We start from the raw sequence: 19,058 nt of genomic DNA on the forward strand, positions 1-19,058 counted from the left end.
ACATGAACGGCGAACTGGAGCTGAGCCTCGACGGCACCCAGGCGCTGACCGCGTCGGTCGAGGAGCTGAACGGCCTCTGCGACCGCGCCGAGGACCATCGAGCACCCGGCCCGGTCATCGTCCACGTCACCGGCGTGCCGCGCCTTGGCTGGTCGAAGGGGCTGACGGTGGGCCTGGTCTCCAAGTGGGAGCGGGTGGTGCGCCGGTTCGAACGGCTCGGCCGGCTCACCGTCGCCGTGGCGTCAGGCGACTGCGCGGGACCCTCTCTCGACCTCCTCCTCGCTGCCGACGTGCGGATCGCCGCTCCGGCGACCCGGCTGCTGCCCTCCTGGGCCGGCGGCGCCGCGTGGCCGGGGATGGCCGTCTACCGGCTCACCCAGCAGGCCGGTACGGGCGGCATCCGGCGGGCCGTGCTGCTCGGGGCACCCATCGACGCCGACCGCGCGCTCGCCCTCAACCTGATCGACGAGGTGTCCGCGGACCCGGCGGCGTCCCTGGCCGGCCTGGCGGGTGCCGGGGACGGCGCGGAGCTGGCGATTCGCAGGCAGCTGATGTTCGAGGCGAGCTCAACCACTTTCGAGGACGCGCTCGGTGCTCACCTGGCCGCGGTGGACCGGGCCCTACGACGGGAGACCCTCTCGTGACGACGGATTGGCCGGCGCTGCCGCCCAGGGCGCCGCTCGCCCTCTGGACCCTGACGGCGGAGGCCCAGCGAGTCGACGACCTGCTCGCCGGGCTGCCGGAGCCTCCTGCCAGAACCTCCGCCCAGCGCGATGCCGCGGCCTCGGCACTCGACAAGGTGAGGCGGATGCGCGCGGACTACATGGAGGCGCACGCCGAGGAGATCTACGGCGAGCTCACCTCCGGCCGCACCCGGCACCTGCGCATCGACGAGCTCGTACGGGCCGCCGCCCGCGCCTACCCCGGCCTGGTGCCCACCGATGAGCAGATGGCGGCCGAGCGCGCGCGGCCACAGGCGGAGAAGGAAGGGCGCGAGATCGATCAGGGCATCTTCCTGCGCGGGGTCCTGCGTGCCCCGAAGGCGGGCCCGCACCTGCTCGACGCCATGCTCCGGCCCACCCCCAGGGCCCTTGAGCTGCTCCCTGAATTCATCGAGTCCGGCGAGGTGCGGATGGAGGCGGTCCTGCTGCGGCGCCGTGACGGTGTCGCGTACCTGACCCTGTGCCGGGACGACTGCCTCAACGCCGAGGACGCGCAGCAGGTGGACGACATGGAGACCGCAGTCGACCTGGCGCTGCTCGACCCCCAGGTCCGGGTGGGGCTCCTGCGGGGCGGCGAGATGAGCCATCCCCGGTACCGGGGGCGCCGGGTGTTCTGCGCGGGCGTCAACCTCAAGAAGCTGAGCTCGGGCGACATCTCCCTCGTCGACTTCCTCCTACGGCGCGAGCTGGGCTACATCCACAAGATCGTTCGCGGCGTGTACACGGACGGTTCGTGGCACTCGAAGCTGACCGACAAGCCCTGGATGGCGGTCGTCGACTCCTTCGCCATCGGCGGTGGGGCTCAGCTCCTCCTGGTCTTCGACCAGGTGCTGGCGGCGTCCGACTCCTACATCAGCCTGCCTGCGGCGACGGAGGGGATCATTCCGGGGGTCGCGAACTACCGGCTCACCCGGTTCACCGGGCCACGCGCGGCCCGGCAGATGATCCTCGGCGGGCGGCGGATCCGGGCGGACGAGCCGGACGCACGGTTGATGATCGACGAGGTCGTCCCGCCGGAGGAGATGGACGCGGCGATCGATCGCGCACTGGCCCGCCTCGACGGAGATGCGGTGCCGGCCAACCGGCGCATGCTGAACCTGGCCGAGGAGCCGCCCGAGGCGTTCGGCCGGTACCTGGCCGAGTTCGCCCTGCAGCAGGCACTGCGCATCTACGGCAGGGACGTCATCGGCAAGGTCGGCAGGTTCGCAGCGGGATCGGCATGAGCGAGCCTCGCGTGCGCTACGAGAAGAAGGAACACGTCGCCCATGTGACGATGAACCGGCCCCACGTGCTGAACGCGATGGATCGCCGGATGCACGAGGAGCTCGCCGAGATCTGGGACGACGTCGAGGCCGACGACGACGTCAGGACGGTCGTCCTGACCGGTGCGGGAACGCGGGCCTTCTCCGTCGGCCAGGACCTCAAGGAACGCGCGCTGCTGGACGAGGCGGGCACGCAGGCCTCGACGTTCGGCAGCCGGGGGCAGGCAGGTCATCCCCGGCTGACCGACCGCTTCACCTTGTCCAAGCCGGTGGTCGCCCGGGTGCACGGCTACGCGCTGGGTGGCGGCTTCGAGCTGGTGCTCGCCTGCGACCTCGTCATCGCCTCCGAGGAGGCGGTGTTCGGCCTGCCGGAGGTCCGGCTCGGCCTGATCCCCGGGGCGGGAGGCGTGTTCCGGCTGCCGCGGCAGCTGCCGCAGAAGGTGGCGATGGGCCATCTGCTGACCGGGCGCCGGATGGATGCGGCCACGGCGTTCCGGTACGGATTGGTGAACGAGGTCGTACCGCTTGATGAGCTGGATCGGTGCGTGGCCGGATGGACCGACGACCTCGTACGCGCCGCTCCGCTGTCTGTTCGCGCGATCAAGGAGGCCGCCATGCGGTCGCTCGACATTCCCCTGGAGGAGGCGTTCACCACGTCCTACCCATGGGAAGAGCGTCGTCGGCGTAGCGGCGATGCGATCGAGGGCGTCCGGGCGTTCGTCGAGAAGAGGGACCCGGTCTGGACGTCGAGATGATCCCCCCGCACACGTTGCTGGTCTTCTTCGTTCAGGCTGCGGCCCTCCTGCTGCTCGCGTTGCTCCTGGGCCGCCTGGCCGTACGGCTGGGCCTGGCGGCGGTCGTCGGCGAACTGTGTGCCGGCGTCATCCTCGGCCCCTCCGTGCTGGGGCAGGTCGCGCCCGGGGCGGAGCAGTGGCTGTTTCCCTCGCCGTCGTCACACATGCTGGACGCCGTCGGGCAGCTCGGCGTGTTGTTGCTGATCGGCTTGACGGGCGCGCATCTGGATCTGCGGCTGATCCGGCGGCAGGGCGCCACGGCGGTGCGGGTGAGCGCCTTCGGGTTGGTCGTGCCGATGGCCCTCGGCATCGGCGCCGGCCTGTTGCTGCCGGCCGAGTTCCGCGGGACCGGCGGCTCGGCCGTCTTCGCCCTGTTCCTGGGGGTGACGATGTGTGTCAGCTCGATCCCCGTGATCGCCAAGACGCTGATGGACATGAACCTGCTCCATCGCAACGTCGGCCAGCTCACGCTGACCGCCGGCATGATCGACGACGCCTTCGGGTGGGTGCTGCTTTCGGTGGTGACGGCGATGGCCACCGCCGGAGCCGGTGCGGGGACCGTGGTGCTGTCGATCGCGTCGCTGCTCGGGGTGATCGTCTTCAGCGTCGTCATCGGCAGGCCGGCGGTCCGGGTGGCGTTGCGGACGACGGAGGATCAGGGGGTGATCGCCGGCCAGGTCGTGGTGCTGGTGCTCGCGGCCGCGGCCGGGACGCATGCGCTGGGCCTCGAACCGATCTTCGGGGCCTTCGTCGCCGGGCTGCTGGTGAGCACGGCCATGCCGAATCCGGTCAGACTGGCACCGCTGCGCACGGTGACGCTCGGGGTGCTGGCTCCCCTCTATTTCGCCACCATGGGCCTGCGCGTCGATCTCACGGCCCTGGCGCGGCCGGAGGTGCTCGCCGTGGGGCTGCTGGTCCTGGCCCTGGCGATCATCGGCAAGTTCCTGGGCGCCTTCCTGGGCGCCTGGACCAGCCGGCTCAGCCGATGGGAGGCCTTGGCGCTGGGGGCGGGGATGAACGCCCGTGGCGTCATCCAGATGATCGTGGCGACGGTCGGCCTGCGGCTGGGGGTGATCACTGACGAGATCTTCACGATCATCATCGTGGTGGCGGTGATCACCTCTCTGCTCGCCCCGCCACTCCTGCGCCTGGCCATGACCAGGATCGAGGCCACCGCCGAGGAGGAGGCCCGCCTCCTCGCCTACGGGCTGCGCCCCGGCGAGGCCCGGGAAGACGTACGGTGACGACGGCTCGGGATCGTCGTGCCCGACGACAAGGCCGGCAGCCGGACGGTGGTGGCCGGTGCCGGCTCAGCCACAGTGGGCCGGGGTCGCGATGCCCAGCCGCGCGTGCAGGTGCGCCCACAGAGCAGCCTGCTCGTGCCCCAGGAAGAAGTGGCCTCCGGGCAGGACGTGGCAGGAGAACTCCCGAGCCGTCAACTCGGCCCATCGCGCGACCGCGTCGAGCCGTACGACGGGATCGTCCGCACCGGTGAACGCCGTGATCGGCACCGTCAGGGGCGGCCCAGGCGTGTGGCGGTAGGACTGGACGAGCTGGAAGTCGTTGCGCACGTAGGGGAGGGCGAACGCCCGGAACTCCGCGCTCGCGAGCGCCTCGGCATCGGTGCCGCCCAACAGGCGCAGCCTGTCGATGAGCGCCTCCTCGGAGGCCGGCGCCACCCGATGCGCGAGACGGCCACGGTCGTGCGCGGCCACACCTCCGGAGACGAAGAGATGAGCCGGCGGGATACCGGACCCGGTGAGAAGCCGCGCCGTCTCGTAAGCGATCAAACTGCCCATACTGTGCCCGAACAGCGCCACCGGCCGGTCGAGGAGCGGCCTCAGCTCACGCCCCACCGACTCCGCGAGCCGGTGGGCATCACCGACGAGGGGTTCGTGCAACCGGTCGGCGCGGCCCGGATACTGAACCGCGTGCACTTCTATCTCCGGCGCGGCCAGCCGGTGCCAATTCCGGTAGAAGACCGCCGAACCGCCCGCGTGCGGAAAACAGATCAGCCGCATCGTGGCGAGCGGCCGCCTGTCGAAACACCGAAACCAGGTGGACATGTAGCCTCGCTTCGGCCTCATATCATGGTCTTGGGTCAATCCTGGTGACCTGACTATATGCCTGCACCGCCATAAAGTATGTCCGTCCACTCATCGGCGGGCATGCGGCACGAGTCTGCCCAGGTCGCACTTGACGCCTGGTCGGCAAAGGGAAAACCCTTGCTTCCATGGACTCCCACGTTCTCGCCCATCAATTGAGCAAGGAAACGCTGCACGGATCGCTGATGGACCCGGCCATCGAGTCGATGAATCTACTGAACGAGATTGCCGGCAACTACCCCGACGCCATTTCCATGGCCGCGGGCCGGCCGTACGAGGAGTTCTTCGACGTCGGCCTCATCCACGACTATCTGGAGGCCTACCGCGACCATCTCCGCAACGACCGGCGGATGGATGACGCCGGGATCAGCCGCATGCTTTTCCAATACGGGACCACGAAGGGGATCATCTCCGACCTTGTCGCCCGGCACCTCGCCGAGGACGAGAACATCGAGGCCGACCCGGCCTCCGTGGTCATCACTGTGGGCTTCCAGGAGGCCATGTTCCTGGTGCTTCGCGCGCTGCGAGCGAACGAGCGGGACGTCCTGCTCGCCCCCACGCCCACCTACGTCGGCCTGACCGGAGCGGCGCTGCTCACCGACACCCCTGTCTGGCCGGTCCAGTCCACCGACAACGGCATCGACCTCGACCACCTTGAGCACCAACTGAAACGCGCCCAGGACCAGGGCGCCCGGGTCCGGGCCTGCTACGTGACCCCGAACTTCGCCAACCCCACCGGCACCAGCATGGACCTGCCCGCCCGCCATCGCCTCCTGGAGGTCGCCGCGGCCCACGGCATCCTGATCCTGGAGGACAACGCGTACGGACTCCTCGGCCAGGACCGCCTCCCCACGCTGAAGTCCCTCGACCATGCGGCGACCGTCGTCTACCTCGGCTCCTTCGCCAAGACCGGCATGCCCGGCGCCCGGGTCGGCTACGTCGTGGCGGACCAGCACGTAGCGGGGGGCGGCTCGCTCGCCGACGAGCTCGCGAAGCTCAAGGGCATGCTCACCGTGAACACCTCGCCCATCGCCCAGGCGGTGATCGCCGGCAAGCTGCTGCGCCACGACTTCAGCCTGGCCCGGGCCAACGCCCGCGAGACCGCCATCTACCAGCGCAACCTCCACCTCACGCTGGACGAACTCACCCGCCGGCTCGGCGCCGTCCCGGGAGTCACCTGGAACGCGCCGACGGGCGGGTTCTTCATCACCGTCACCGTGCCCTTCGTCGTGGATGACGAGCTGTTGGAACACGCTGCCCGCGATCATGGCGTTTTGTTCACGCCGATGCATCACTTCTATGGTGGGAAGGATGGGTTCAACCAGCTTCGGCTGTCGATCAGCCTGCTCAACCCGCAACTGATCGAGGAGGGTGTCTCCCGGCTTGCCGGGCTCGTCACCGCATGTCTCCCCTGAACCATGCCTGGGGCCTTGAGTCGGACGGCCGGGTTGCGTGCGGCCGGGATGAAGGTCAACCACAAGCGGGTGGTGCGCGAGCACGGCCTCGCCGGGCGGTGGCCAGCGACCAAGGCCTCGACAAACGCCATCGCCGACCCTCCCGAGGGAGGATCGGCGGTTGAAGATCTGTGTGCCCCCTGCAGGATTCGAACCTGCGCACCCGGCTCCGGAGGCCGGTGCTCTATCCCCTGAGCTAAGGGGGCTCAACGAGTGAAAGGCTATCAGCTTCTGAGCACCACTCGTCACCAGATAAAGGCTCGCGAACACTTCCAGCGAAACCCGGCGTGACCAGGCCGCTACGCGTTAACTTTGCGCCCGTGGGCGACGCTCTTGGGAAAGTACTGGTAGTAGACGACGACGAGGTCATCCGGCAGCTCATCGCGGTGAACCTGAACCTGGAGGGGTTCGAGGTCGTGACCGCCACGGATGGGCAGGACTGTCTGGATCGGGTGCGGGACGTCATGCCCGATGTCATCACGCTTGATGTGATGATGCCGTTCCTGGACGGGTGGACGACGGCGCAGCGGTTGCGGGCGGAGGAGGACACCAGTCACATCAAGGTGGTGCTGATCACGGCCAGGGCGCAGGACGACGACAAGATCCGGGGGTGGGGGATCGGGGTGGACGCGTATCTGACCAAGCCCTTCGATCCGGCTGAGTTGATCGAGGTGGTGCGGGAGCTGGCGGCTGGGGCGCGGGGGTGAGGGTTCCTGGCGGGGGTGGTGGACAACCTGGTTGGATTGGCTCATATCGCTCTTGAAGCGGCGGGCGGGCGAGCGGTTGCCGGCGCCGTCACGGCGGCGGGTGGGAGCCGGTGGAGAGCCCGGGAAACAGCCAGGGAAGGTTGAGAAGTGCGTAGTTCGGTCTTTCGGAATCTCGATCCGCAGCAGTTGCCTCCGGGGTTCGCGCTTGAGAACGGCAAGATGCTGCGGGTCCAGCTCCCGCACGAGGTGCTGGCCAAGCAGGGGTCCATGGTCGCCTTCCAGGGGCGGATGGACTTCGACTACGAGGGCTCCGGCGGCATCGGGAAGATGTTCAAGAAGGCCATGACGGGTGAGGGCGCCTCGCTGATGCGGGTGCGTGGTGAAGGGCTGCTCTACCTGGCCGACAACGCCGACGACATCCACCTGTTCTACCTGGAGAACGAGGGGATCACGGTCAACGGGCGCAACCTGCTGGCCTTCCAGCCGCAGCTCACCTGGGACATCCAGCGGGTTCAGGGGGCCGGGATGGCGGCCGGTGGGCTGTTCAACACCACGGTGACGGGGACCGGGTGGGTGGCGGTGACCACGCATGGCACGCCGGTGCTGCTGGATGCGGCGCGCATGCCGACCTTCGCGGACGGGCAGTCGGCTGTGTGCTGGAGCGCGGGGTTGCAGGTCGGGGTCAATCGGACGTTGAAGGCGGGGGCGCTGATCGGGCGGGGGAGCGGGGAGGCCATGCAGCTGGCGTTCACGGGGCAGGGGTTCGTGCTGGTGCAGGCCAGTGAGGGGGCTCCTGTGGTGCAGGCGGCCCGTTGAGCGCGAAGGCGTCGCCGTACGCCGCCTACGAGCGTCTGATCGCCGACCTGGACGCCGCAGGAGCGCGGTACAGGCTGATCGACCACGCGCCCGAGGGCCGTACCGAGCAGGTCAGCGCGTTGCGCGGGCACGACGTGGCGCAGGCGGCCAAGTGCCTGATCGTGATGGTCAAGATCGGCAAGAAGCGGACCAGGCACGTGCTGGCCGTCGTCCCCGGCGACGCGCGCCTCGATCTGCAGGCGGTCAAGGCGCTGCTCGACGGCACGTACGTGGCCTTCGCCGGCACGGAGAAGGCCGAGGAGCTGGCGGGCAGCGTGAGCGGGACCGTGCTCCCGTTCAGCTACGACCCCCGGCTCGAGCTGGTCGCGGATCCGTCCCTGCTGGACCAGCCCGAGCTGTACTTCAACGCTGCCAGGCTCGACCGCTCCGTGGCGCTCGCCACCGCCGACTACGTACGGCTGGCGGCACCCCGCGTGGCACCCATCACGAGCAACTAGGGGCCGGAGCGGTGTTGGCGCCGTTCCAGGAGCCCAGGAAGCCGAACGTGGTCGAGGCCCCCGGCGCCAGCGTGCCGTTCCACGCGGCGTTGCGCACGGTCACCGACGACCCGGTGGCGCTCAGCGTGCCGCCCCACAGCTGGGTGATCTGCTGACCGTTGGCGAACGTCCACGCCACGGTCCAGGCGGACCTCGGCGTGGTGCCGGTGTTCTTGACGGTGACCTCGCCCTGGAAGCCGCCCTGCCACTGCCCCGTCGCCTGGTACGTGGCCGTGCATTTGCCGGGAGGCGGCGTGACGGTGCTGGTGACGGTGGGGGTGGCGGTGCCACCGCCGGCCAGGGCGGTCACCAGGGCCGGGTACCACTTGTCGGACATCTTCTGGTCGCCGGCCGCGTTCGGGTGCACCCCGTCGTAGGTGTCGGTGGCGGTGCTGAAGCCCGTCCACTGGTCCACGACCGTGATCGGCGACTGCGGGGTGGTGGTCGCGGCGGCCCAGGCGGGGATGGCGTCGTTGAAGTTCACGGTGCGCTGGGCGCATTCGGCGCAGGAGGACGGGTTCATCGGGATGATCTTGGCGACGAGGATCTTCGTGTTCGGGTTACCGGCCCGCATCTGGTTCACCAGCGTCGTGAACGCGCTGAGGATCGTCGCCGGGGCGATGTTGCTCCACACGTCGTTGGTGCCCAGGTGCATCACCACGATGTCGGGCCGGGTGGCGGAGAGCCAGCCGGGCAACAGGTTCTGGTTGGCGATGTTGGTGGCGAGATAGCCGCCGTGACCCTCGTTGTCGCCGTCGTGGGCCACTCCGCAGCCCTGCGGGGGCAGGGTGCCGACGAAGTCGATGTCGGTGTGGCCGGCGCTCTGAAGGCGGTTCCAGAGCAGGGCCCGCCAGCAGCCGGGGGATCCGGTGATCGAGTCGCCCAGCGGCATGATCCTGATGGGGGCGGCGCTGGCCGTGGCCGTGGTGGCGAATAACACCGCTGCGGCCAGCGCCACCAGCGCGGCCGTTACGGAGGCGATCCTGCTGCGCATCCATGCTCTCCCGTCGTACGACAGCGCGGAACGGAGGAGCCGCAGCGGCTCCATGAACCTGCGCAGATCGTAGGAGCGGCGGTTCGGCGCCGGGAAGCACGGCGATCATGACGCGGTGCTGACCTGGGAGGACGGATGTAAGTTTCAGCCGCGCACCACCGCCATCGGGCACGGGGCATGGTGCAGCAGGCCCTGGCTGATGGAGCCGATGAGCATGCCCGCGAGCTGCCCGTGCCCGCGCGAGCCCACCACCAGCAGGTCGGCGCGCCTGGCGGCTTCCTTGAGCACCTCCACCGGATGCCCGTGCACCACCTCGGCCACCACGTGCACGCCGGGGTGCCGCTCCCGGTGCACGCTCAGCGACTCCTTCAGGGAACGCAGCGTGTCCTGCTCGCTCTCACGGGAGGCCGGCTCGAAGCCGCCGGGATGGGGCCAGGCCCACGCCTGCACGGCACGCAGCCGCGCGCCGCGCAGCTCGGCCTCGGCGAAGGCGAACTCCATCGCCCGCGCGGCGCAGGGCGACCCGTCGGTGCCCGCGACGACCTCCGCGCGCGGGGCAGCGGGCGGGTCGTGGATCAGGATGACGTTCGTAGGCGCGTGCGCCGCCACCCCGTACGCGACCGACCCGACGAGCAGGCCCCGCACCCCGCCGATCCCGCGGCTGCCCACGACCAGCAGCGTGGCCCCCTCCGAGGCCTTGACCAGCGCCGAGCGGGGGTCGCCCGGCAGCAACACGCCTTCCATGGACACCTGCGGCCACACCCGTCGCGCGCGGTCGCAGGCGGCGTTGAGCACGGTCTCGGCGCCGTCGCGCATCCACTGGGCCACCTCGGCGTAGCGGACGGCGCCCTCGCACACCCACTTCGGCACGGCGTGCGCCACGGTCAGCGGCTCCTGACGCAGCTGGGCCTCGGCGGCGGCCCAGCCGGCGGCCTCCAGCCCGGTACGGGAGCCGTCCACACCGACGATGATCATGACAGTGCGTAACATTCCACCTCGGCGCGGCGGAACGGCAGCCCCTGCGCCTCGGAGTCGCGGGCGCATCGGCGCTCGGCCTTGCTGAGCCGGAGCGTGCCGCAGACGGTCACGCCGGAGTACGTCCGGCAGTCGAGCGTCGGGTCGGTCCGGCCGACGCGGTACATGCGCTTGACCGCCGCACGGCACTTCGCCTTCCCCGTGTCGGCGTAGCGGCACTGGGCGATCAGAGTGTCGTACTGTTCCTGGCTGACTTCGTGCTGATCCATGCCGTCCCCGGCGGCGGCGGTGGCGCCGGACGCGGCCATCACGACGAGTAGTCCTGCGACAGCGGCGAATCTCTTCATGTTTCCCCTGATGGGGACCGTACCGCTCACGGCGATCGCCAAACCTCGCGGCGCGGGTTTCAGGTGGGCGGGGGCGTGGGTACGATCATCGCCGACCAACGCGGGAGCCCGGTGCGGACCGGGCTGAGAGGACGGCTGACAGCCGCCGACCGCCAGAACCTGCTCCGGATAATGCCGGCGAAGGGAGTTTGCGCGATGACGGACGCGCGCTTTTTCAAGATCTACACCGGTGAGCTGCGGGTGCCGATGCGTCAGGTGCACCTGTCCAACGGCTCGTCGGTGACGCTGTACGACACCTCGGGCCCGTACACCGACCCCGCCTACGAGCCCGACCTCCGCCGTGGCCTGCCGCGCCTGCGCGAGCAGTGGGTCCGCGAGCGCCAGGCGGTGGGTCACCCGGTCACGCAGGTCGGGTGCGCCCGGCGCGGGCTGGTGACCAGGGAGATGGAGTTCGTGGCGGTACGCGAGGGCGTCACGCCCGAGTTCGTCCGCCAGGAGGTCGCCGCGGGCCGGGCCATCATCCCCGCGAACGTCAACCACCCCGAGACCGAGCCCATGATCATCGGCCGCGAGTTCCTCGTGAAGATCAACGCCAACATCGGCAACTCCGCCGTCTCCTCCTCGATCGAGGAGGAGGTGGAGAAGATGACCTGGGCCACGCGCTGGGGCGCCGACACGATCATGGACCTGTCGACCGGCGCCGACATCCGCGAGACCCGCGAGTGGATCCTGCGCAACTCGCCGGTCCCGGTCGGCACCGTGCCCATCTACCAGGCGCTGGAGAAGGTCAAGGGCCGCCCGGAGCTGCTGTCGTGGGAGGTCTACCGCGACACGCTGATCGAGCAGTGCGAGCAGGGCGTCGACTACGTGACCGTGCACGCGGGCGTGCGGCTGGCGCACGTGCCGCTCACCGCCGGCCGCAAGACCGGCATCGTCTCGCGCGGCGGCTCGATCATGGCCGCCTGGTGCCTGGCGCACCATCGCGAGAGCTTCCTGTACGAGAACTTCGCCGAGATGTGCGAGATCCTGGCCCGCTACGACGTGTCGTACTCGCTCGGCGACGGCCTGCGCCCCGGCTCCATCGCCGACGCCAACGATGAGGCCCAGTTCGCCGAGCTGCGCACGCTGGGCGAGCTGACGGGGATCGCCAGGGAGCACGACGTCCAGGTGATGATCGAGGGGCCGGGCCACGTCCCCATGCACAAGATCAAGGAGAACGTGGACCTGCAGCGCGAGCTGTGCGACGACGCCCCGTTCTACACGCTCGGCCCGCTCGTGACGGACATCGCGCCCGGCTACGACCACATCACCTCGGGCATCGGGGCCGCCATGATCGGCTGGTACGGCACGGCCATGCTCTGCTACGTCACCCCCAAGGAGCACCTCGGCCTGCCCGACAAGGACGACGTGAAGACCGGCGTGATCACGTACAAGATCGCCGCTCATGCGGCGGACCTGGCCAAGGGTCATCCACAAGCGCAGGCGTGGGACGACGCGCTGTCGGACGCGCGGTTCGAGTTCCGCTGGGAGGACCAGTTCGACCTGTCGCTGGACCCCGAGACGGCCCGCTCGTTCCACGACGAGACGCTGCCGGCGGCGCCCGCCAAGACCGCGCACTTCTGCTCGATGTGCGGCCCGAAGTTCTGCTCGATGCGGATCAGCCACGAGATCAGGGACGCGGGGTACGCGGAGAAGGCGGCCGAGTTCCGGCGGCTCGGAGGCACGCTCTACGTGGAGTGAGCCTTTGTCCAATGTCCGAAGCCGCAGGTCTGGACATTGATGGCGGGGACTGCCGCTCTTTCGGTGGCAACGTGACAGTGAGCCCGGCGCGGCAGGGGCGCCGGGGCTCCCACGACCACCGGAAGGCAGGATCTCTCATGTCGATCAGAACTCGTGCGGCGGCCGTCGCCGCGGCGTCCGTCGTCGCCGCAGGGCTCGCCGCCACCCCGGCCGCCGCGGACGTGCACCGGGGCGTGGCCGGGTGCTTCGCCTGGTCCTGGGGTGACGGCAACACCTCGGTGACCGTGTACTGGCACAACCGCTGCAGGACCAAGCACAAGATCACCATCAAGTACAGCCTGAGCTGGACCTACAAGACCTACACGGCCACCGTCGGCGGCAATGGCAAGGGGCACAAGAAGTTCCAGACCGCCTCGATCGTGTCCATCAAGGACAGCGGCCGGGCCTAACCCGGCAGCGTCTCGCCGCCGATGGGGGCCAGCACCTCGCCCGTGTAGTACGACGACAGCCGGTTCGAGGCGAAGAACACATACGACGGGGCGATCTCGTCCGGATCGGCCGCCCGCCCCATCGGCACCTGCTTGCCGAACTTCTCCACCTTCTCCTCCGGCATCGTCGCCGGGATCAGCGGCGTCCACACCGGGCCCGGCGCGACGGCGTTCACGCGGATGCCGCGCTCGACCAGGTTCTGCGCCATGGAGTAGGTGAAGGCGTTGATGGCGCCCTTGGTGGCGGCGTAGTCGATGAGCGACTTGTTGCCGCGCAGGCCGTTGATCGACGAGGTGTTCACGATGGCCGCGCCCTCGCGCAGATGCGCGAGCGCGGCCTTCGTGACGCGGTAGTAGCTGTGGATGTTGACCGCGAACGTGTGCTCCCACTGCTCGTCGTCCAGCTCCTCCAGGCCGCTCACCGGCGCCTGGTAGGCCACGTTGTTCACCAGCACGTCCAGGCCGCCCAGCTCGGAGACCGCCTGCTCGACGACCGAGGAGCAGTGGGCGCGGTCGGCCAGGTCGCCGGGCAGCAGCACACAGCGCCGCCCCGCCTGCTCGACCAGCTTGCGCGTGTGCGCAGCGTCCTCGTGCTCGGTCAGGTACGCGATCGCGACGTCCGCGCCCTCCTTGGCGAACGCCACCGCGACCGCCCGCCCGATGCCCGAGTCACCGCCGGTGATCAGTGCCTTCTTGCCGTCGAGCAGGGCGCGGCCCACGTAGTCGCGCATCTCGTCGCGCGGCTCTGGCGCCATCTCGCCGGTGTGGCCGGGGTAGGGCTGGTTCTGCGGTGGTGGTGTTTGCGACATGTCCAGCGGCCTGCCCCTGGCCGGGTATGCCTAACGCCAGTTATCTCACGAATCCCTGTGACCTGAGCCAGTCGCGGGCCACCAGCACGGGCACGTCGCCGTCCACGTCCACCTGGGCGTTGAGCGCGCGCATCACGTCGTCGGTCAGCTTCGCGCTGATCGGGGCGAAGATGCGGGCGATCTCCGGATGCGCGTCGGCGACCGGGCGGCGCAGGGTCACCGACGCGTTGTACAGCGGGAAGAAGTGCCGGTCGTCCTCCAGCAGGACCAGGTCGAGTGCCTTGATCCGGCCGTCGGTGGTGGTGACCATGCCGAGCGCGCACTGGCCGCCGGCGACCGAGTCGTACAGGACGCCGACCGACACCCTGCGCACGTTCGCCCTGGGGACGTCCTCGCCGTAGGTCAGCCCGTAGCCCCTGAGCATGCCGAGGAAGCCGTCGTCGCGGCCGAAGGTCTCGTGGTCGACGCAGAACGTACGCTGAGCCACGGGGATCTTCGTCAGGTCCGAGATCTTCGTCAGCCCGTACCTCTCGGCCGTGGCTCGCGTGACGCCGATCGTGTAGCTGTTGTTCAGCGGAGCGGGGGGCAGCCAGACGATGCCGTTCTCGCGCAGGTCCAGGTCGCGTACGGCCTCGTACTGCCGGGTGTGGTCCGGGATCGGGCGGGCCTGGCCGAGGTAGGTGATCCAGCCGGTGCCGGTGTACTCCCACATGAGGTCGGCGTCGCCCCTGGTCAGCGAGGCGCGGGCGTTGACGCTGCCCTGCACGTTCGTCTGGTCGGCCACATCCGCGCCGGCGGCGGTGAGGGCGAGCACCGCGATCTTGCCGAGCACGAGCTGCTCCGTGAACTCCTTGGACGTCACCCGGATTGGCGCGCCGTCGAGGCCGGGCACCGGCCGGATGCTGCCCGGCTCGACCGGCGGCACGAACGACGAGGCGGGCCGCAGGCCGCACGCCGCGACCAGCACCAGCAGGGCGAGCAGCGCTCTCACGCCAGCCCCTTCGGCGACAGGTAGCGCTGCGCGAGCCCGCCCAGCCAGTCGATGATCAGCGCGAGCACCGCGATCAGCACGCATCCGGTGATCAGGACCAGGTTGCGCTGCGTGCTCACTCCCGCGGTGATCAGATCGCCGAGCCCGCCGGAGCCGATGAACGCCGCGATGCCGGCCGTGCCCACGTTCAGCACCAGCGTGGTCCGCACGCCCGACAGGATGACCGGCACCGCCATCGGCAGCTCCACCTTGAACAGCACCCCCGCCGCCGACATGCCGATGCCCCGGCCCGCGTCCACCAGCCGTGGGTCCACCTGCTCGATGCCCACCATGGTGTTGCGCAGCGTGGGCAGCAGGCTGTAGGCGAACAGTGCGGCCACCGCCGTCCAGAACCCGATGCTGAACAGCACCGCCAGCAGCACCACCAGGCCCACCGCCGGGGTGGCCTGGCCCAGGTTCACCAGGGCCAGCACGACCGGGGTGGCCCGGCGCAGCGCCCGCCTGGTCAGCAGCACGCCCAGCGGCAGCGCCACCACCAGCACCAGCACGGTGGAGAAGAACACCAGCTGGATGTGCTCCCACGTGCGCCTGAGCAGGAACGGCAGGTTCAGCGAGCCGCGTTCGATGCTGTCGAGCGGCACGATCTGCGTGTAGGCGACCATCGCCACCGCGACGGCCAGGTAGCACAGCGGGGGCAGGACGACGTGCCACGACCGCCCGATCCGGGGCTCCGGGGTGGTCGCCTCCTTGGCCGCCGCGCTCTCGACCGTCACCGCGCCTCGCCCCTGCGCAGGCGGCGCTCCCGCTCGCGGGCCTTGATGGCCTGGATCGCGTTCTGCACCGTGGCCAGCGACAGCGCCCCCGCGTACGCCCGGCGCCTGCTCAGCACCGGCAGGAAGTCGGTGTCGGCGTTGAGCAGCGTCTCCAGGGCGTCCTGAAGGGTCATGCGGTGGCCGATGGAGCCCGTGATCGGGTCGCCGGCCGGGCCGACCGGGCCGTGCACGCCTTCGAGCGCCGCCTGGGTGACCCACCTGAGCGGGCGGCGCATGCCGTCGAGGATCAGCGCGTAGCCGCGGCCGTCCAGCTCCACCTCGCGCAGCAGGTCGCGGGCGTCCATGTCCTCCGACGCGTACGGCACCGCGTCCAGCTCGATGTCGCCCACCTGAGTCAGGCGCAGCAGCCGCATCGAGGAGCCGCCGCCGAGGAACTGCTCGACGTAGTCGCTGGCCGGGTTCGTGAGGATCTCGGCGGGTCTGGCGTACTGCACGACGTGCCCGGGCCGCTGCATGATGGCGATGTGGTCGCCGAGCTTGAGCGCCTCGTCCACGTCGTGGGTGACGAAGACGATCGTCTTGGCCAGCTCTTCCTGCAGCCGCAGCAACTCGTCCTGGATGCGCTCGCGGCTGATGGGGTCGAGGGCGCCGAACGGCTCGTCCATGAGCAGCACGGGCGGGTCGGCGGCCAGCGCCCTGGCCACGCCGACCCGCTGCTGCTGGCCGCCGGACAGCCGGCGCGGGTAGCTCTCCCGGAACGTTCCAGGGTCCAGGCCCACGAGCGTGAGCAGCTCGTCCACGCGCTCGGCGACGCGCCCGCGCTCCCAGCCGAGCATCTTCGGGACCTGGGCGATGTTGGCCGCGACCGTCATGTGCGGGAACAGGCCGGCCTGCTGGATCACGTAGCCGATGTGCCTGCGCAGGCGGTCGGGGTCGATGTCGCGGGAGTTCTGGCCGCCGATGAGGATGTCGCCGGAGGACGGCTCGATCAGGCGGTTGATCATGCGCATGGTGGTCGTCTTGCCGCAGCCCGAGGGGCCGAGCAGGACCACGATCTCGCCTGCCGGGATGTTCAGGTCCAGCTCCTGGACGGCCGGCTCGCCGCCGCCGGGGAACGCCTTGGTCACCTTGCGCAGCTCGATCGGCACGCCGCCGGTGGCCTGCTCAGCCACGGACGGCTCCCGTGCCCGGCGTGGTGAGCTTCCCGAGCAGGACGAAGCAGCCGTCGAAGAGCAGCGCCAGGATCGCCACCCCGATGGTGCCGGTCAGGGTGGAGTTGACCGCGTTCGCGCCGCCCAGCCTGGCCAGGCCCGAGAAGATCTGCTCGCCCAGGCCGGGGCCCGAGACGTAGGCGGCCACGGCGGCGATGCCCATCGCGAGCTGCGTGGCGACCCTGATGCCCGTCAGGATCACCGGCCAGGCCAGCGAGAGCTCCACCCTGGTGAGCGACCTGTGGCGGCTCATGCCGATCCCACGCGCGGCGTCGACCAGCGCCGGGTCCACGCCGCGCAGGCCCACCACGGTGTTGCGGATGATCGGCAGCAGCGCGTACAGCACGATCGCGGTCACGCTCGGCGCCACCCCGAGGCCGAGTGGCGGGATCAGCAGGCCGAGCATGGCCAGCGACGGGATCGTGAACAGCACCCCCGCCACCGCCGTGGCGAAGGCCGACGGCCTGGGGCGGCGGTAGGTGGCCACGCCGACCAGCACGCCGAGGACGGTCGCGACCAGCACGCACTGGGCGACCATGCTGGCGTGCTGCACGGTCTCGAAGACGATGAGGTCCCATCGGTCCTCGATGTACTCCCACAGGTTCATCCCCGTGAACTTAACCGTGATGGTCAACCCCAAAACGCCACACCAGTCACCCTGATCCCCATGTTTTGATTCGGTGAACACAGTGCCGTTCCTGTGCAGGTAAGCACCGGTCCGCGGTGCTGGTGCTGATCACCGGTGGTTCTCGTGCGGCAGCAGGAGATGCCCTTCGTGCGGCTTGCGGGGTGACTTCGCGTCGGTCCGCTGCTGCATGCGCCGGCTAAGCAGCCGGCGAGCCCCGGAAGTGCGCCCGCCCCATCGCGTAGCGGAGATTTGCGAACCAAGACTGATGTGAGCATTTTTTCGCCCATGGTGACACACAGCCTTTATGGTGCCTCTCGTGGAGAACTCAGAAAAAGGCGCCGCCCGTTCCGGCGTGGTCAAAAAGGTAAGGCTGGGGGTGATGGCGCTGGCCTGCTGCTTAGTGGTGGCCGCTACGTCGGTTCTCCTGTTCGGGCCTCTCACTGACATGATCGCCCTGCACGACGTGGCCAATGTGGCGAGTGCCGATCGGCCGAAGGAGTTACGCATCGCGCGGGATGCCGCGCGCGGGCGCATCATTCAGGTCATCCTTGGAATACTGGGCGTCGGTGGTTTCGTCTACACCGCTCGCAACTTCACGCTGGCCAGGCAGCAGAGCGAACTGAACCGACGAACCCTGGAACTGGCCACGCTGCAGGCACACGAGCAGATGGAAACCACTCGGCGGTCACTCACCCAAAATGAGAGCGCGCAGATGACCGATCGGTTCATGCGAGCGATCGACCAGTTGGGCAGTGAGGCGGCCGACATCCGGCTCGGCGGCATTCATTCGCTGGAGCGAATAGCGCAGGACTCTCCTCGAGATCATCCGGCGGTCATGGAGGCTCTGACGGCCTTCGTACGACGAGTATCGAAAACACGCTCGGAGGAGGTGCCACAGGATCTGCAAGCAGCCGTGACGACGCTGGTACGCAGACTGCCGGACTCTGATCGGGGACGGTTGAATCTACGCGGTGCGCGGATGGACGGTCTGGACCTCATCGATGCGCATTTAGCCCGAGCCGATCTCACCGGAGCCCGGCTTGCCGGAGCAGACCTTAGCCGGGCCGATCTGACGGGAGCCACGCTGGCCGGGGTTGACCTGAGCAAGGCGCGGTTGTGCAAGGTACGTATGGGCGGAGCGCAGCTCACACAGGCTGTTCTTCGGGGGGCTGACCTGTCCGCCGCCGGGCTGGTGAAGGCGGAGATCGCCGACGCGGATCTGAGCGATGCATGCCTGAGGCAGGCCGACCTCGGCGGCGCGAAGGGGGAGCAGGCGAGGTTCTGCGGAGCGGATCTGACTGGAGCCGATCTGGCCTGCGCTGAACTGACTTCAGCCGACTTCACAGGAGCGACCCTGATGGACAGCAGATGGGCCGGAGCCACGCTGAACAAGGCGGTGCTGTCCGGCGCCCGAGCTGACCGGGCGGTGTTCGCCGCAGCCATTCTGACGGACGCCGTGATCAGCACCGCGTTCTTGGGCGGGACGGATTTGAGTGATTGCCGGTTGGACAACGCCAATCTCTCCGGTGCCCGGCTCGCGGGAGCCCTGATGAACGGCGTGGATCTCACCAGAGTGAAACTGATGGGGCTGGATCTCAGCGGAGCCGTGGCGACGGACACTACTCGCCTGCCGTCCGGTTGGCAGCGGGAACCGGACGGATCAGTCCGCCGTGGGGGCTGAGCTGTGCACGGCCTCACTGACTCGC

General features: G+C 69.5%; 20 protein-coding genes, 1 tRNA gene and 1 riboswitch. Of the genes, 11 read left to right on the forward strand and 10 right to left on the reverse strand.

What is annotated here, in order from left to right; all coding sequences use genetic code 11:
• Positions 1–2: 2 nt before the first annotated feature.
• From dpgB to LCN96_RS07960, 4 genes are read left to right on the forward strand one after another with little or no spacing between them, the layout of a single operon-like run.
• Complete coding sequence (gene dpgB, locus LCN96_RS07945; protein ID WP_225271929.1) at positions 3–644, forward strand: enoyl-CoA-hydratase DpgB; 642 nt, start codon at positions 3–5, stop codon at positions 642–644.
• Positions 641–1,945, forward strand: coding sequence for a (3,5-dihydroxyphenyl)acetyl-CoA 1,2-dioxygenase DpgC (gene dpgC / locus LCN96_RS07950; protein WP_225271930.1), 1,305 nt, complete (start codon positions 641–643; stop codon positions 1,943–1,945). Before dpgB ends, dpgC begins: the two co-directional genes overlap by 4 nt.
• On the forward strand, positions 1,942–2,739 hold the full coding sequence (gene dpgD / locus LCN96_RS07955) for an enoyl-CoA-hydratase DpgD (RefSeq protein WP_225271931.1): 798 nt from the start codon (positions 1,942–1,944) through the stop codon (positions 2,737–2,739). The genes dpgC and dpgD overlap by 4 nt, the downstream gene beginning before the upstream one ends.
• A complete protein-coding gene (locus LCN96_RS07960) occupies positions 2,736–4,022 on the forward strand; it encodes a cation:proton antiporter (RefSeq protein ID WP_225271932.1) in 1,287 nt (428 codons plus the stop codon). Before dpgD ends, LCN96_RS07960 begins: the two co-directional genes overlap by 4 nt.
• A gap of 66 nt (positions 4,023–4,088) precedes the next feature.
• Here the strand turns inward: LCN96_RS07960 and LCN96_RS07965 are convergent, their stop codons facing one another.
• On the reverse strand, positions 4,089–4,844 hold the full coding sequence (locus LCN96_RS07965; RefSeq protein WP_225271933.1) for a thioesterase II family protein: 756 nt from the start codon (positions 4,842–4,844) through the stop codon (positions 4,089–4,091).
• 167 nt (positions 4,845–5,011) lie between these two features.
• Here LCN96_RS07965 and LCN96_RS07970 point away from each other — a divergent pair, with 167 nt between their 5' ends.
• Positions 5,012–6,298, forward strand: a complete 1,287-nt coding sequence (locus LCN96_RS07970; protein WP_225271934.1) for an aminotransferase-like domain-containing protein — start codon at positions 5,012–5,014, stop codon at positions 6,296–6,298.
• A gap of 173 nt (positions 6,299–6,471) precedes the next feature.
• Here the strand turns inward: LCN96_RS07970 and LCN96_RS07975 are convergent.
• A tRNA-Arg gene (locus tag LCN96_RS07975) sits at positions 6,472–6,543 on the reverse strand.
• Between the two features lie 114 nt (positions 6,544–6,657).
• Here LCN96_RS07975 and LCN96_RS07980 point away from each other — a divergent pair.
• The 3 genes from LCN96_RS07980 (at position 6,658) to LCN96_RS07990 (ending at position 8,357) form a co-directional block, all read left to right on the forward strand.
• Positions 6,658–7,044, forward strand: coding sequence for a response regulator transcription factor (locus LCN96_RS07980; RefSeq protein WP_225271935.1), 387 nt, complete (start codon positions 6,658–6,660; stop codon positions 7,042–7,044).
• Positions 7,045–7,191: 147 nt separating this feature from the next.
• Positions 7,192–7,860, forward strand: coding sequence for an AIM24 family protein (locus tag LCN96_RS07985; RefSeq protein WP_225271936.1), 669 nt, complete (start codon positions 7,192–7,194; stop codon positions 7,858–7,860).
• Positions 7,857–8,357 carry a YbaK/prolyl-tRNA synthetase associated domain-containing protein gene (locus LCN96_RS07990; RefSeq protein WP_225271937.1) on the forward strand — a complete coding sequence of 167 codons (501 nt, stop codon included), beginning with the start codon at positions 7,857–7,859 and terminating at the stop codon, positions 8,355–8,357. Before LCN96_RS07985 ends, LCN96_RS07990 begins: the two co-directional genes overlap by 4 nt.
• On the opposite strand, the gene LCN96_RS07995 is transcribed toward LCN96_RS07990, so the two are convergent.
• From LCN96_RS07995 to LCN96_RS08005, 3 genes are all read right to left on the reverse strand, one after another.
• Entirely contained in the window at positions 8,344–9,390 is a 1,047-nt protein-coding gene (locus LCN96_RS07995; protein WP_225271938.1) for a cellulose binding domain-containing protein, read from the reverse strand. The genes LCN96_RS07990 and LCN96_RS07995 overlap by 14 nt on opposite strands.
• A gap of 144 nt (positions 9,391–9,534) precedes the next feature.
• Positions 9,535–10,380, reverse strand: coding sequence for a universal stress protein (locus LCN96_RS08000; RefSeq protein WP_225271939.1), 846 nt, complete (start codon positions 10,378–10,380; stop codon positions 9,535–9,537).
• On the reverse strand, positions 10,362–10,712 hold the full coding sequence (locus LCN96_RS08005; protein ID WP_225271940.1) for a hypothetical protein: 351 nt from the start codon (positions 10,710–10,712) through the stop codon (positions 10,362–10,364). Before LCN96_RS08005 ends, LCN96_RS08000 begins: the two co-directional genes overlap by 19 nt.
• A 90-nt stretch (positions 10,713–10,802) precedes the next feature.
• A riboswitch (TPP riboswitch) is annotated at positions 10,803–10,915 on the forward strand.
• Here LCN96_RS08005 and thiC point away from each other — a divergent pair.
• The gene (gene thiC, locus LCN96_RS08010; RefSeq protein ID WP_225271941.1) at positions 10,908–12,452 is read left to right on the forward strand and encodes a phosphomethylpyrimidine synthase ThiC; all 1,545 of its coding nucleotides are present in this window, start codon (positions 10,908–10,910) and stop codon (positions 12,450–12,452) included. It overlaps the preceding riboswitch by 8 nt.
• 137 nt (positions 12,453–12,589) lie before the next feature.
• Positions 12,590–12,901 carry a hypothetical protein gene (locus LCN96_RS08015; protein WP_225271942.1) on the forward strand — a complete coding sequence of 104 codons (312 nt, stop codon included), beginning with the start codon at positions 12,590–12,592 and terminating at the stop codon, positions 12,899–12,901.
• Here LCN96_RS08015 and LCN96_RS08020 read toward each other — a convergent pair.
• Genes LCN96_RS08020 through LCN96_RS08040 form a run of 5 tightly spaced genes read right to left on the reverse strand, consistent with a single transcriptional unit; the run spans position 12,898 to position 17,331 of the window.
• Positions 12,898–13,749, reverse strand: a complete 852-nt coding sequence (locus LCN96_RS08020; RefSeq protein ID WP_225271943.1) for an SDR family oxidoreductase — start codon at positions 13,747–13,749, stop codon at positions 12,898–12,900. The genes LCN96_RS08015 and LCN96_RS08020 overlap by 4 nt on opposite strands.
• A gap of 40 nt (positions 13,750–13,789) precedes the next feature.
• Positions 13,790–14,740, reverse strand: a complete 951-nt coding sequence (locus LCN96_RS08025; RefSeq protein WP_225271944.1) for a glycine betaine ABC transporter substrate-binding protein — start codon at positions 14,738–14,740, stop codon at positions 13,790–13,792.
• Positions 14,737–15,513 carry an ABC transporter permease gene (locus tag LCN96_RS08030; protein WP_225271945.1) on the reverse strand — a complete coding sequence of 259 codons (777 nt, stop codon included), beginning with the start codon at positions 15,511–15,513 and terminating at the stop codon, positions 14,737–14,739. The genes LCN96_RS08025 and LCN96_RS08030 overlap by 4 nt, the downstream gene beginning before the upstream one ends.
• Entirely contained in the window at positions 15,510–16,685 is a 1,176-nt protein-coding gene (locus LCN96_RS08035; protein WP_225271946.1) for an ABC transporter ATP-binding protein, read from the reverse strand. Before LCN96_RS08035 ends, LCN96_RS08030 begins: the two co-directional genes overlap by 4 nt.
• Positions 16,678–17,331 (reverse strand): ABC transporter permease, encoded by a 654-nt coding sequence (locus LCN96_RS08040; RefSeq protein ID WP_225271947.1) that lies wholly within the window; start codon positions 17,329–17,331, stop codon positions 16,678–16,680. Before LCN96_RS08040 ends, LCN96_RS08035 begins: the two co-directional genes overlap by 8 nt.
• Before the next feature lie 337 nt (positions 17,332–17,668).
• Here LCN96_RS08040 and LCN96_RS08045 point away from each other — a divergent pair, with 337 nt between their 5' ends.
• Positions 17,669–19,033: a pentapeptide repeat-containing protein gene (locus tag LCN96_RS08045; RefSeq protein ID WP_225271948.1), complete on the forward strand. Its 1,365-nt coding sequence runs from the start codon at positions 17,669–17,671 to the stop codon at positions 19,031–19,033.
• Positions 19,034–19,058 lie beyond the last annotated feature (25 nt).

Origin of the sequence: Nonomuraea gerenzanensis (assembly GCF_020215645.1) — a bacterium.
In the GTDB taxonomy this organism is placed as follows: domain Bacteria; phylum Actinomycetota; class Actinomycetes; order Streptosporangiales; family Streptosporangiaceae; genus Nonomuraea; species Nonomuraea gerenzanensis.